This window comes from Granulicella paludicola (assembly GCF_025685545.1).
Classification (GTDB): domain Bacteria; phylum Acidobacteriota; class Terriglobia; order Terriglobales; family Acidobacteriaceae; genus Granulicella; species Granulicella paludicola.
Map to the genome: position 1 here is coordinate 490628 of NZ_JAGSYC010000025.1, position 13619 is coordinate 504246.

14 protein-coding genes are annotated in these 13619 nt (G+C 60.1%); 2 read left to right on the plus strand and 12 right to left on the minus strand.

The features are described from left to right. Nucleotides 1–137: 137 nt before the first annotated feature. The 8 genes from OHL14_RS13840 to OHL14_RS13875 form a co-directional block, all read right to left on the minus strand. The gene (locus OHL14_RS13840; RefSeq protein ID WP_263379943.1) at nt 138–1106 is read right to left on the minus strand and encodes a carboxypeptidase-like regulatory domain-containing protein; all 969 of its coding nucleotides are present in this window, start codon (nt 1104–1106) and stop codon (nt 138–140) included. Between the two features lie 111 nt (nt 1107–1217). Beyond that, nucleotides 1218–2228 carry a hypothetical protein gene (locus OHL14_RS13845; RefSeq protein ID WP_263379944.1) on the minus strand — a complete coding sequence of 337 codons (1011 nt, stop codon included), beginning with the start codon at nt 2226–2228 and terminating at the stop codon, nt 1218–1220. A gap of 356 nt (nt 2229–2584) precedes the next feature. After that, the gene (locus tag OHL14_RS13850; RefSeq protein ID WP_263379945.1) at nt 2585–3358 is read right to left on the minus strand and encodes an SDR family NAD(P)-dependent oxidoreductase; all 774 of its coding nucleotides are present in this window, start codon (nt 3356–3358) and stop codon (nt 2585–2587) included. A 42-nt stretch (nt 3359–3400) separates the two neighbouring features. After that, nucleotides 3401–3916 carry a tRNA adenosine(34) deaminase TadA gene (gene tadA / locus OHL14_RS13855; protein WP_263379946.1) on the minus strand — a complete coding sequence of 172 codons (516 nt, stop codon included), beginning with the start codon at nt 3914–3916 and terminating at the stop codon, nt 3401–3403. A gap of 12 nt (nt 3917–3928) precedes the next feature. Further along, nucleotides 3929–4543: an HD domain-containing protein gene (locus OHL14_RS13860; RefSeq protein WP_263379947.1), complete on the minus strand. Its 615-nt coding sequence runs from the start codon at nt 4541–4543 to the stop codon at nt 3929–3931. Nucleotides 4544–4549: 6 nt separating this feature from the next. Next, nucleotides 4550–4876 carry a hypothetical protein gene (locus OHL14_RS13865; RefSeq protein ID WP_263379948.1) on the minus strand — a complete coding sequence of 109 codons (327 nt, stop codon included), beginning with the start codon at nt 4874–4876 and terminating at the stop codon, nt 4550–4552. A gap of 17 nt (nt 4877–4893) precedes the next feature. After that, a complete protein-coding gene (locus OHL14_RS13870; protein ID WP_263379949.1) occupies nt 4894–5478 on the minus strand; it encodes a cytochrome P460 family protein in 585 nt (194 codons plus the stop codon). 77 nt (nt 5479–5555) lie between these two features. Continuing rightward, nucleotides 5556–6626 carry an agmatine deiminase family protein gene (locus OHL14_RS13875; protein WP_263379950.1) on the minus strand — a complete coding sequence of 357 codons (1071 nt, stop codon included), beginning with the start codon at nt 6624–6626 and terminating at the stop codon, nt 5556–5558. A gap of 95 nt (nt 6627–6721) precedes the next feature. Here OHL14_RS13875 and OHL14_RS13880 point away from each other — a divergent pair, with 95 nt between their 5' ends. Continuing rightward, nucleotides 6722–8953, plus strand: a complete 2232-nt coding sequence (locus OHL14_RS13880; protein WP_263379951.1) for a penicillin acylase family protein — start codon at nt 6722–6724, stop codon at nt 8951–8953. A gap of 8 nt (nt 8954–8961) precedes the next feature. Here OHL14_RS13880 and OHL14_RS13885 read toward each other — a convergent pair whose 3' ends face one another. The 3 genes from OHL14_RS13885 to OHL14_RS13895 form a co-directional block, all read right to left on the minus strand. Next, nucleotides 8962–9561 carry a hypothetical protein gene (locus tag OHL14_RS13885; RefSeq protein ID WP_263379952.1) on the minus strand — a complete coding sequence of 200 codons (600 nt, stop codon included), beginning with the start codon at nt 9559–9561 and terminating at the stop codon, nt 8962–8964. Nucleotides 9562–9603: 42 nt separating this feature from the next. Continuing rightward, complete coding sequence (locus tag OHL14_RS13890; RefSeq protein WP_263379953.1) at nt 9604–10098, minus strand: DUF3455 domain-containing protein; 495 nt, start codon at nt 10096–10098, stop codon at nt 9604–9606. 89 nt (nt 10099–10187) lie between these two features. After that, a complete protein-coding gene (locus tag OHL14_RS13895; protein ID WP_263379954.1) occupies nt 10188–11615 on the minus strand; it encodes an oligogalacturonate lyase family protein in 1428 nt (475 codons plus the stop codon). Between the two features lie 231 nt (nt 11616–11846). Between OHL14_RS13895 and OHL14_RS13900 the strand changes: the two genes are divergently transcribed. Next, entirely contained in the window at nt 11847–12638 is a 792-nt protein-coding gene (locus OHL14_RS13900; protein WP_263379955.1) for an SDR family NAD(P)-dependent oxidoreductase, read from the plus strand. Nucleotides 12639–12649: 11 nt separating this feature from the next. On the opposite strand, the gene OHL14_RS13905 is transcribed toward OHL14_RS13900, so the two are convergent. Beyond that, on the minus strand, nt 12650–13594 hold the full coding sequence (locus OHL14_RS13905) for a carbon-nitrogen hydrolase (RefSeq protein ID WP_263379956.1): 945 nt from the start codon (nt 13592–13594) through the stop codon (nt 12650–12652). Between the last annotated feature and the right edge of the window lie 25 nt (nt 13595–13619).

Below are 13619 nucleotides of genomic sequence, written 5' to 3' on the forward strand. Positions count from 1 at the left end.
CTTTTTTGAAGCGTGAGACGTCTTGCTGGAAAGCTAAACCGAGGATACAGGCATCCTCAGCTGCCGCGTATGCACCAAAAGGGGCAGACCCGCGAGCGCAAGCTCTTATTTTTGCTTGAGTTCCGGCGAGTTGACTCTTACGGCTTGGGTACGCCGTGGGTGACATGCCGCAGCAGAAACTCCTGTAACAGCGTACCGATCGAGCCTTCGCCGATGCCGATAAAGATGTTGTCGACTGAGGTCTGCACATCATGGCGCGCGCTGTTGGGGTAATACAGTGTGGAGATTGCACCCGAGGTCAGGTTGCCGAGCACGTTCGAATAGTTCGGCTGCCACTTGCCGTTATCGCCCTTGCAGATCACCACGGTCGACATGGCATAGAGCGCGCGAGTGATGATGCGACCATGACCTCGATAAAAATAACGCGGATCCTGATGAAAGAGCGACGGGTAGATCGCCGCGCCGAAGAAGGTCGCGCTCAGTCGGTCACCATACCCAGCGGCGTAACGCGATGCGTACCCTGTATAGCCGTATCCGTACCCGGAGAACGCGCCTGTCGCCTGCTCAATGCCCGCGTTGACCCCGGTGGTAAAGAACGTGAGCGGGTCGCGGCTGACAACCACGGCGAGCTTGAACTTCTGCCGCGCGGTGAGTGGCTGCGCGTTGGGGACGTAGCTGACGAAGAAGTTCGGGAGGACACCCAGGATGCGCTGGTGCTCTTCGGCGGTGATCTGCAGCTCGGCGAGATCTTCCACTGTAATGGCGTCGACGGCTGAGTCGATGGCTTCCACGCCTAGCTCGACTGTCGTGAGCGTGACCGTCTTCGCCGGGGGAACGATTACATCCTCGACCTTCCATGCAGAGAAGCCGGGAGCTTTGATGCGCACGCGATAGGTGCCCGGGACTATGGGCGAGAGTGTGAAGGAGCCGGTGGCATCCGAATTTGTTGTGAGGATGGAAGTTTTGCCGCCGGGCTCTTCGAGGTCGACCTTGGCGTTGGGGATGGCGGCCTGGTCCGTATCGGTAACAACACCGTTGATAACGCCGATACTGGGAGCGTTCGGCAGCGGCGTAGTGGTCTCCTGGGCAGCCGCAAAAGAGAACATGCTGATTGCTATCGCGAAAAAAATCGCGATTCGTAAGCTCACGCGTAGGCTCACAATCCGGGTTCCCATCAGCTTTGTTTATACAGCAAAGCTGATGGGGAGCTGTCATGATCAAAAGCGGAAGTTCAGGCCCACAACGGGTTCTGTGGAAACGACCCAACGATTGTTGGAGAGTGCACTGCTGTTGAAGTCGGGAGCCTTGTATGCGAGCGTGTGGCTGCTGATGCGCAGGGAGACTCGCTCGCCGTGCAAGGGGATATCTGCTCCGAGATCGACGAGGCCTGTAGCGCGCGTCTGCGTGTTGAACTGTGCGGTGTTCGTAGGAGTGAAGAGCAGCGCACCGCCGCCTAGGCCGACGAACGGACGGATGCGATGGGTGGAAAGCCCGTCATCCCACCAGGTATGGAGATACTCTGCCGAGATCTCCTGAAAGGTGAGGGGGACGTTGGTGAGCGAAGTCTGGTTGATCGCGGCGTAGCTTTCGGTAAAGCGACTGAACTGATAGTTGATGTTGAAGTCAAGCCAATTGGCGGAACGCCTGCCGAAGCTGACCAGACCGCCGGGAGTGTTATCGGTGGATTGATGTGCGGGCGGGCTGTTGAGGGTCGTGGTGATGACTCCGGTGACCGCAGCGGCGAGGTGGAAGTTGTGCGCGGCGTCGGCGGTTAGCGGGCCCTTGCCGCCGGTATTGATGCTGTTCGCGATCTGGAGCTCCAACGCGAGAGGGAGAACGTGATTGGGAAGCATAAAGGGTGCAGGTTTGATTGCAGGCGCTAGAGCCGCCTCGTGCGGAGGTGTGAGCAGGCGGCGTGCTGGTGGGGCAACGACCTCAGCGGCGGGTTGAACCTCTGCCAAGTGGATGGGCGTTGGCGCGGGTGTTGATAGCGTTGTGGCTGGCGCCATTATCTCTACGTGCGGCTTCTCGATCTGGCGGGGCTGCTGTGCCGGCTCTGCACTCGCGACTTCATCGGGTGGCAACGGGAGGGACAGGATGGCGTGGACGCCTGGTGTTGGCTTCGTCGATGTCTGATGTGCAGGAGGCACGCCGGGCTTATTGCGCAGCAAATGGCGGTGGGGAGGCACACGATAGCGGACGCGCAGCAGCAGTTGTGCTCTATGCACGCTGCGATGGGTCAAAGCGGCGTGCGAGCCGGCATGCAGGGTTGAGCGGGGATGGCGAGCCTGGGGACGCCTTGCCGCAGCAGGCAGAGAGGATAGACACAGGCAAAACAGTACTGCTGGAAGGTAGAGAAAAGCTTTCAACGGGCATCTCCTGAAGCTGCCTATACGCAGATGCCTATTGTGTTTGCTCTTCCGGCTCTTGCATGAGGTTACGGTGAGCGTAAAGGCAGGATCCTACGCACACAAGAACTATCCGGAGAGGGGAACCTTGCCAGGTTCTCCCTCTCCCTGAAAGGGGTATCGCTTTCGGCGTTACTGTCAGGGACTTAGATGGGGGTGCCGGCAGGGCGCGCCCGTTACTGCTCGTGATAGTTGCGGATGAGACCGCCGTCGAGGAAGTAGGTGCTGCCGGTAACATAAGCTCCGTCCTCGGACGCGAGGAACGCAGCCACTCCTGCCACCTCTTCTGGCTTGCCGAGACGGCCCAGCGGAATATTCGCAAGCAGTGCATCCAGCTTCGGCTTATCTTCCAGCAAAGACGTATTGATCGGGGTATTGATCGCACCGGGGGCGATATTGTTGACCGTAATGCCGAGTGGCCCCAGCTCGACCGCGAGATCGCGCATCAGCATCCGCATACCGCCCTTGCTGGCGCAGTAGGTCGAAAAATGCGGGAAAACCATGTCTTCATGGACGGACGAGATGTTGATGACGCGACCCGGCTGCTTGGCTGCGGTCAACTTGCGCACGAAGGCCTGCGTCAAGAAGAACGCGCCCTTGAGATTCACGTTAAGTACGGCGTCGTAGTCGGCTTCAGTGACGTCGACGAAGCTGGCAGACTTCTCGATACCCGCGTTATTCACAAGAATGTCGCAGCCGCCGAGCTGCTGCCACGCCTGCTCGATGAGGTTGGTCCCGTCGGTGATCACGGAGACATCTGCCTTCACCAGGATCGACTTACCGCCGGCAGCGGCTATTTTCTGCTGCGTCTCCTGCGCCTGTTCGATGTGGTTGCGGTAGTCGACCACCAGCGACGCGCCTTCCTGCGCGAGGCGCTCTGCAATGGCTTGTCCGATACCCGAACCTGAACCTGTGACGACGGCAACTTTTCCTTCGAGACGACCTGGCATGCTAACTCTCTTTCTTGCTGACTCAATAGTTTGATGCGGCGATTAGGAGGAAGTTTGTGTGGCGGAGGTGCGGCGGGCGCGAAAGAAGTTGGTAAGCATTGCGCTGGCCTCGTCTGCGAGGACGGCGGAGATCACTTCGACGCGATGATTCAGTGCCTCGTGGTTCATCACCGAAAGCACCGAGCCGCAGGCCCCGGCCTTCGGATCGACAGCTGCGTAGACGAGGCGACCGATCCGTGCGTGGAGAATGGCCCCGGCGCACATGGCGCACGGCTCGAGCGTGACGTAAAGCGTGCAGCCACTCTGCTTGCCGTCGCGGTCCGCAAGTATGCGATAGTTCGAAAGTGCCTGTCCAGCCGCGCGAAGCGCCACGACCTCCGCATGCGCCGTGGGGTCATGGTCGCGAAGCACCCGATTATTGCCGGTCGCGATCACCTCACCTGCTGGAGTCACAACGACCGCGCCGACAGGGACCTCGCCATCAGCCTCGGCAGCGCGAGCCTCAGCGATTGCCAGCCGCATAAAGTGGAGATCGAGTTCGTTGGACGCGTCGGACATGCTGCTTCGAGTTTAGTGGAGATGCTCGCCAGACTCCTGCTCAACCGCAAGCATGAACTCCCGTAGTATCTGAATGCGCGGCAGCGCGAGTTCGCGCGTGGCGTCCAGCCGAATCTGTGCGGGCAGGGTATCGAGCGCGCGCCGCAGAGAGTTGCAAGCATCGCTCAGCGTATGAAAGCGGGTGTCGCTGCCTAGTTTTGCCGCCGTGCGCAGGATGCCGATGGCTCCCAATTGTTCCAGGATGTCAGCATCGCGAAGAAGCGTAGCCTCAAAGCTTTGTGGAGAATCCTGCGGCTGGTGCTCGCGGATACAAGCCAGCACCGCGTCGATCTTTTCGGCAGGGAAGCCAAAGCTTAGAAGCAGCTCCGGCGCGCGATCACAGACATACGTGACGTGGTTCCACTGCTGGAGCGCGGCTGCGTCTTCCGGGCGGTGTCCGATGAAAACGCCGAGATCATGCAGCCAGGCCGCCGCGAACACCACATCCTCGTCGTACGCCGGGGCAGGCTTCGTGCGCGCCACGATCTTCTGCGCCAGCGCAAACAGCCGCGGTTGATGGCCGTACTTGTACACAGGGCTGGCTTCGCGCTGCAGATATTGCTCGAGCTGGAGTCGAAAGTCTTGCATAGCGGATCAGGCGTTTCGAACCTGCGGCGTAGCTTCTGGCCCGAAGAACCGTTCGATCTCGGCTGCGAGCGATTGCAGCTTCGGTTCGCGCTCCGCCAGGGCATGTTCATCGAGCGCGAAGCTGTTTGTCCAGATGTCCGTCACGATCGGCAGGAGATTTTCGCTCGTCAGTTCGGACGTGGGCAAGTGAGCTATGGCGGCGAAAAGTTCATCCTCCTCCGGCTCGTACTCGTCGGCGGGTGCACCCTCGGCGAGATGGCCTTCGACGTCTGCCTCGCGCACAAGCTGCTGGATGGATTCGAGATCAGGGGGTGGTGGCCAGGGTGCGGACATTGTTCTGTGAGCTCCAGTTACTTAGTGGGCGCTGCCATCTCTTTCAGAAACGCCGGGCTGATCGTATTCTTGCTCTTCGCAATCGGCAGCAGCGTCGGATAAAACTGCACAAAGGTTGTATCGACAGCCGCATGCTGCTCGTGGCAGGTGTAGCAGGTCGCCGGAGGAGGAATGAGTTTGGCCTCCTTCGCTCCGCCGGGCAGATCGTAGAAGCTCCATTTGCCATTGTCCTTCACATGAAGCTCTTCGCCCATCACCTCGGTGGACTGCGTGTGGCCGCGCTTGTTGATCGAGATCGGACTCTCGGCACCGCGGATCTCAAGAACGAAGGTCGTCTTGTCGGGCCAGGTGCCGGTTGCAAGAAACGCGCGATAGGACTCCGGGTTGACGAACACATTGTCGAATACATGATGGTCCGGGTCCGTCGTCGCGCTGTAAGACATATCGACTCCGGAGGTCAGGTAGACCCATTCGCGATAGTTGCCGGGTGCGACCAGACTGCCACTCGCGGTGTAAGCCGGTGCGTCCTGCACAACGGCAGGCGGCAGCGCAGGCGTCAAGGACAACAGCAGCGCGGAGACGAACAGCACAGGCTTGATCATGTCAGGGAACTCCCAGAGCGAAGATGCGAATGATTACGCTGAGTGTAGCGCGGAAGTTCCGTTCGCCGGCTTTCTCATCATGCAGGTTCCTGCTGCGTGCAGCAGTGCAGTGCGCCCAGGCCCCAGATGAAGTCCGTGCAGTGAATCCCCGCAACCTTACGCTTCGGAAAGCACTCCGCCAGCGTATTCAACGCCACGCGGTCGTTAGGATCGTTGAAAGTCGGCACCAGCACCAGGTCATTCGCAATATAGAAGTTTGCATAGCTCGCGGGCAGGCGCTGTCCATCGAACACCATAGGCGCAGGCATCGGCAACGTCTTGATCGTGAACGGTTTCTTCTTCAGGTTGCGCGCAGACTTCAAGCGGTCAAGGTTCTCGGCAAGCGGCTCATGATTTTCATCCCGCTTGTTTGGCTCGATAGCAGTGAGGATCGTATTTTCGCCGACGAAGCGCGAGATGTCGTCGACGTGGCCATGCGTATCGTCGCCCGCACAGCCACGGTTCAGCCATAACACCTGCTCTGTGCCGAGATAGTCGTGAAACGCCTTTTCCAGCTGCTCTTTGCTCACGCCCGGGTTGCGCTGCTGCACGTCGGAAAGCAGGCACTCTTCCGTCGTCATCAGGACGCCCGCTCCGTTCGTGTCGATGCTGCCGCCCTCGAGCACCAGTCGCTGCTGCTTGCCGTTCGCCAACGTGACGCTCGGCTCGAAGCTCTGCATTTTCTTCTTGTAGAGCTTGGCGATGTGCGCGGGAATCTTATCGTCGTTCTTCCAGTTGTCGTACTTCGCCCACGCGTTGAACTTCCAGTTGGTGATGGCAGTCTCGCCCTTGGGATCCTTCACAAAGATCGGACCCGAGTCGCGCAGCCAGACACGATCCGTGGGCCAGCGATGGAAATGCACGCGCGCCAGCTCCGCGCCCTGCTTGCGAAGGATCGAGCCAGCGCGCCTTTCGGCGGACTCATCGTTCACCAGGATATGCACATCTTCCACCTGCGACAGGTGACGAACAAGTTCGGCATACGCCCACGGAATAGGCTGGAACTTGCCCGGCCAATCCTCGGGGTTATGCGGCCACGCGATCCACGTAGCGGCATGCTGAGCCCATTCGGCGGGCATACGGAAGTGCTGTTGTGCTGGAGTACTCATCTCTTTCAGTTTATGGGAGTCAGCCGTGCAGAGCGCGGCGGAGTGATACAGTTTTGTAAATCCCGAACAAGTTTCGCATCGCAGGAGCCCCGCCGATGAGCCTTCGTCCCTCGCGTATCCTTCGCACTTTGGCCGTAGCTGCCGCAGTCGCTATCCCTTCTGCCGCGTTCTCTGCATTCGCACAGAAGCCCTACCAGACGCAGAAGGGCACGGAAATCCTCTGGGACACCTGGGGCGTCCCGCACGTCTATGCGAAGTCCGTGCCTGATATGTTTTACTGCTTCGGCTGGGCGCAGGCCGAAGCCCATGGCGATCTGCTGCTGCATGTGATGGGCGGCTCGCGTGGTCGGGGTGCGGAATACTTCGGCCCCGGCATCGCGGACAACAATCTCAAGACTGATCGCTGGATCTGGACCAACGAGGTGCCCAAGCGCGCCGCCGTATGGCTCGCCGCACAGACGCCGGAGTTTCGCAGCTATCTGGAGGCCTTCGCCGCTGGCATCAATGGTTATGCCGCAAAGCATCCTGAGGCGCTCTCGCCTGAGGTGAAGCAGGTTCTCCCCATCACAGCTCTCAATGTGATCGAGCACGAGCAGCACTTCTACAACTTCGAGTTCACCGCGAATAAGAACCTGATGAGCTCGCCGCGTTCCACGGAGACGGCCGAACTCACCACACCTGTCGCTCCAGGACTTAAGAACACGCAGCTCGACAGCGAAGACGGCTCGAACGGCTGGGCCATCGGACCTTCGCACACCACCGACGGCCACGCGATGATGCTGCTCAATCCGCATCTCGCCTGGGGTGGCGAGCAGTCTTACTTCGAGGTGCAGCTAACCGCGCCCGGCATCAATCTCTACGGCGCTACGCAGATCGGTGTGCCTTCGCTGCGCTTCGTCATGAGCGGCACGCACGCCATCACCAACACCGTGAACGTGAACAATGGTCACCTGCTCTACAAGATCAAGGAGGCGCCGGGCGGCTACCTGTTTGACGGCAAGGTACTCCCGTACGAGAAGGCCTCTTATCCCATCAGGATTCTTCAGCAGGATGGTAGTTACAAGTCTGAAACCATCGAGGTGCTCAAGACCGTGCACGGGCCCATCATCCGTCGCGACGAGGGCGTGCCGATTGCCGTGTACATCGCAGGCCTGGATAAGCCGTTTCTGCTCGAGCAGGTCTATAAGATGAGCATCGCGAAGAACTTCGCCGAGTATGAAGCGCAGGAGAAGCGGCTCAACATACCCATGTACAACATCCTCTATGCGGACAAGGCCGGGCACATCGAGTACCTCTTCAATGCTCCCGTGCCGCGCCGCAGCGAAGGTGATTATGCAATGTGGTCGCGTCCCGTCGATGGTTCGACCTCGAAGCTGCTGCCGACCGGTTCCCTGACCTATGAAGAGCTGCCGAAGGTGATTGACCCGGCCAGCGGCTACGTGCAGAACTCAAACCAGCCACCGTGGGATGCCGCTTGGCCGACGATGATCGATCCGAAAAAGTACGCGCCGTATATTTCGCCCGAGTGGCCGTACTTCCGCTCCGATCGCTCGCTCCGCATGTTGAGCGAAGACCAGAAGATGAGCTTCGACATGCTGCTGCAGAAGAAGCTCTCGACGCGTGCGGAGGCAGCGGACCGGCTGCTCCCCGATCTGCTCGCCGCAGTCGATCAATACGGCACGCCGAAGGCAAAGCAGGCCGCGGCCGTGCTCAAAGCATGGGACCGTCAGGCAGAATCAACCTCGACCGGCACGATCCTCTTCTGGAACTGGGCGACGAAGTTTGGTATGCCCTCTGCCGCGCCTTCATCGGTGAAAAACTTCACTGTCAGCTATCAACTCGACAAGCCGCTGACGACGCCCTCCGGCATCAAGGACCCGAAGGCTGCGGCTGCGATGCTCGATGAAGCAGCGCGAGAAACAGAACAAAATTTCGGCTCGCTCGATAAGCCGTGGGGTTCGTTCCTGCGCGTGCAGATCAACAACCAGAGCGACGGCGTAACGAGCGTTCCACGTGGAACGGCTTTGAACGGAGTCGACTTGCCGGGCAATGGAGGCCCGGGCGCGATTGGTATCTTCCGCGTTGTGACGCCGGGACCGCGTGTCGACGGCACCAGCACGCCGGTGCATGGTGACGGCTTCACGATGGCGGTCGAGTACTCGAACCCGATCAAGGCGAAGGTGCTCGTGAGTTACGGCGACTGCTCGCAGCCCGGATGCGCGCACCATACCGACCAGCTGCCACTCTTCGAGCACAAGCAGTGGCGCGATGTCTGGCGCACGCGGGCTGAGGTCGAAAAGAATGTCGAAAAGAGAGAGTCGTTCTAGGCGAGGCGTCAATCCAGAATGGCTGAAGGCCCTACCGATTTGAAACTCCAATCGGCACCGTGCTGCGTTCCTATCAGATATTCCCCTCTTCCCCCACCGCAAACGCCATGCAGGCAGGGGAGTCTGCTGACATGTAGCAGTGCCAAATCTCCCCTGCGGCTAAAGACAATCCGCGAAAATGTCACGTGGGTTATGTCGGTGTCTCTATCTTCTGGAGCGCAAGAACTGTCAGAGCTACTCCTGTTCTTCGCAAGGTGAGGATCAAACGGCTCTGGAAGTGGATACATAGCTCCGCCAAGATCCGCGAGTTTGTTGAACGCCGACGTTGGAACGCCATCACGCTGCAACCACTTGCGAGTACCCCTCACTTCGTCCTCGCTGCCATTTGTGCCTACGGTATTTGGCGGGATGGGTGATGTGAGTGGAGCGACTTCGATTGTGCGAAGTGGAAAGCGCAGTTTCTGCTGCTTGAGCCATGCCTCATAAACTTGCATCTCCTGGCTGGAGACATGTGCCGGCATCGATGAAAAACTCTTGTGGCAGCCTGAAAGGCTGAGGATCGCGACAAGGGAAAGAATGGCGCAGCCGAGAGAACGCGCAGCTTTCATAGTGCGATTCTAAATAGAACTTGCCAGATTCCCCAGCTAGGTCTAGTGCTTCGGCTCATAAAACGTATACGTCGCCTGGTAAGGAACCTTGATGACAACACCGACATTCTGCGCGTCACAACCTGTGGCGGGAGCAGCGCCAGCCTGCGTCTCCGAGCGCCGCACCATGGTGACGCGGCTCAACGCACCATTCTTGCCGGCGGCAGTCGTCTCCAGCAGCAGCCACGGAATGCTGTTGACGTCCGGTGATGGCGACTTCTGCACGACTTTGCCGGTAAGCACGCTGCCATCGCTCCACGTCCACGTCGGCCCAGCCGCATGCGTCCCGACAGGCTGGTGCGTCGTGGCATCGAACAGCGTCGCCTGCGGTTCCTGAAACTCCCAAGCGAAGCCCGCCGCACTTTGCTTGCAGCTGTAGATCTGCACACCGATCCCGGTGGTCGTGATCCGCGCGTGAACACTTGCCGGGGGCGTCGTGGAGTCGGCTGTCTGGGGCAGGGAAAGCAGGGCCAGTACGGCAAGGGCAGAGATCATCATCGAATCGGCTCCGTAGCGTTTGAACGCATCGCTGCACCGATTGTAGCGAGAGCCGCGGTGGCCTGCGTCAACAGGCCACCCCCGCTGCTCTACTGCACGTCGTGGACCGGCCTCGGAGCGCCGGGGTTGAACTGCTCGCCCAGTTCAGGCGTCGACTTCACCTCGTCCGCCGGAGGGTTTACAGCCTTCGCCGTCTCCACTCCCATCACATAGCTCGGACCAAACATGTTGCTAGTGAAGAACACCATCGACTTATCCGGCGAGAAGCGTACATTCGGCTCCAGCCGATAGTTATGGTGGCTCATGTTCACCAGGTGCTCCGGCGTAAAGAACCCCGGCTGGAAGAAGTCAGGATCATTCAGAGCCCCGGTGGTGTTGATGAGTGTCGGATGAAACAACTCGATCCACTCGCCATCCTTCGCGCGCGCCACCTGCCCCGGATCGCCTCCGTCGCCGGTAAATACGTCGAGGTCCTTCGTCAGGTTGAAGTGGATCGACCAGTCGTTGCGGTCCATGTGATACGCCGTCCGCTTGCCGGTCGCCAGATCATACCCGGCAAGATAGAAATCCTGCCCCTTGATCGGCTGCCAGTCGTACCAGATAGTCTCGCCGTCGAGGCCCCAGAACTCGTGACCTGCGATCTCCATGGCGATGCGGCGCTTGTGGATCAACGTATTGTGCGTGCCGTCGGTATGGATCATCCAGATACGATCCACCTTCTGCCACGGGCCTTCGTGGCAGTACATCAGCAGCGTCGGGTCCTTCGGCGAGAAGAGCAGGTGGTTCACCCAGTCCGTCGAATGCAACAGCACCGTCAGCTTGCCCGTCTGCAGATTGATCGTGTCCAGCGTCAGCGGAATGCGCGAGGCCAGGCGCTGCTCCATCATCTCGCCCTTGTTCTGCGGCTGCACCAGGGGCCCGGCCTGAACACCCTTCGGATCGACGCGACGCGCTCCATAATCCTGCGATGCGTCCTGGTTGTCATTGATCGTGCCTGCACCCAGCGTCTCATCGGCGTTGATCGTCGCCACGCCCATACCCTTCGGCAGATCGGTCAGCTTCGTGATCTGCTTCGTGTAAACATCGGCTTTGTAGATCGCCGTCACGTGTGTCGTCGGATCGGCCTGCGTGTAGAACACCGAATTGGTCTTGCGCCCTGCGATGATGGCGTGTACGCCGCCGAAGCGAAACTGCTGCGCGTCCGCCCCTTCAGGGCGCGGAGGATTCGGCACAATTAGCCACGTCTTCTTCGTCGCCAAATCCAGGCCGTGGATGCCGTCGGGCGCGGAGTAGATCATCGTCTTCAAGTCAGGCGTGTACGCATTCACGTTGAAGTAGAAGCCCGAAGACCCAGGTTCATCCGTCATACGCCAGACGCGATGACCGGTGTCCTTGTCCACCCAGGTCTTCGGCGGAACCGCGCCAGTGGTGGAAGGCTTCAAGGCATCGGGCCGTTGGGCAAGCATTGCGAGCGGCAGCGTCATGGCTGCAACGAAAGGGAAGAGGCGGCGGTGCATGGGGTCTCCTTGCCAGGATCGTAAGGCTGGGCCATCGGTGCGCAAGGCTCTGAAATATTTCAGTACTTCGAACCAGCGGTGCCGGACGGCGACAGATTTATACACGGAGACGATATGCCTTGGGAAATTGTTTCCTGTTGGAAATGAAAAAGCCGTCAACTCCCAAACCGTCAAACGTCCCCGGCGGTTGTGCATCCTTGCCCAGTCCAATAGATTGGTGCTTCCACGCCTATGACTCCATCGAATCCGTCCGCGCCCTCTCCGTTCGCAACCTATCCCAGCCTTAGGGACCGCACAGTGCTCGTCACCGGTGGCGCAAGCGGCATCGGCGCTTCTCTCGTGGAAGCCTTCGCAGAGCAGGGATCGCGCGTGGCCTTCTTCGACCTACAGCAGCAGGCCGGCGAGGCTCTCGTCGAGCGGCTCAGCAGCTCCGCCCCTCACGCCCCGCGATTCTTCTCCTGCGACGTGACGGATCTCTCCGCCACGCGCCAGGCGATCGCAACGATCGAGCAGGACCTCGGAGACATCGAGGTGCTGGTCAATAACGCTGGCAACGACACGCGCCATCGCCTCGACGAGGTCACGCCTGAGCTCTGGGACTCGCTGATGGCGGTCAACCTTAAGCAGCAGTTCTTTCTCTGCCAGGGAGTTCTGCCGGGCATGCGACGGCTGGGCCGCGGTTCCATCATCAACCTCAGTTCCATCGCATGGCTGATCCCGTCCACCGGCGTTCCGGTCTACGCCACAGCCAAGGCCGCCATCGTCGGTATGACGCGCACGCTCGCGCACGAGCTTGGCCCGGAAAACATTCGCGTCAACGCAGTGCTTCCGGGTGCGATCCAGACCGAACGCCAGCAGCGTCTCTGGCTCACGGAGGCCTACACCGCCGAAGTCCTCTCGCGGCAGGCGCTCAAGCGACTGATCCTGCCGGACGAGGTCGCACGATTGGTCCTGTTCCTCGCCGCAGACGACAGCGCCGCCATCACGAACCAGAGTTACGTGATCGACGGCGGCTTTGTCTAAGTTGATGGCAGTTAGTCGAGAAACCGCTTCACGATCCCGTCATACGCATCGATCCGGCGGTCCCGCAGGAACGGCCAGTGCTGCCGCGTAATCTCGACTTCCTTGCTGTCGAGGTCCGCGTACAGAATCTCTTCCTTGTCATGCGAGGCCTTCGCAATCACGCGGCCGAAGGGATCGGCGATGAAGCTGCCGCCCCAGAACTCGAGGCCTGCACCCTCCGGCCCCTTGAGGTCGTGGTGGCCATCGGCGTCGTCCCAGATCACGTCGCCATGCTCATGCCCCACGCGGTTCACGCCGCACACCCACACTCCGTTCGCGATGGCGTGGGCGCGCTGGATCGTCTGCCAGGCGTCGTACTGACGCTCGCCAAACTCTTCTTTCTCGCTGGGGTGCCAGCCGATCGCAGTGGGGTAGAACAGCGTCTCCGCCCCCTTCAGCGCGGTCATGCGAGCGCCCTCTGGATACCACTGGTCCCAGCACACCAGCGTGCCAATGGGCCCAGCCGACGTATGCTGCGCCTTGAATCCAAGATCACCGGGCGTGAAGTAGAACTTCTCGTAATAAAGCGGATCGTCCGGAATGTGCATCTTGCGATACACGTCGATGATGTAGTCCTTCGCCGGATCGCCCGCGTGGTCCATGATGGCCGCGGTGTTGTGATACAGGCCCGGCGCACGGCGCTCGAACAGGCTCGCCACCAGCGTGATCTTATGCTCGCGCACCACCGCAGCCAGCGCCTTCGTGGAAGGCCCCGGAATGGACTCGGTAATGCCGAAGAGTTCATGCTCCTCGCGCTGGCAGAAGTACTGCGCGCGGAAGAGCTCTGGCAGGCAGATCAGCGTGGCGCCGTTCTCGGCGGCTTCGCGCACACGGGCAACAGCCTTGGCGAGGTTGGCCTCGAGGGAAGGCTCACAGGACATCTGAATCAGGGCGACACGGGTAGTTGTATTTTTCATGGGTGCGATTCGTTCTGTCTATACC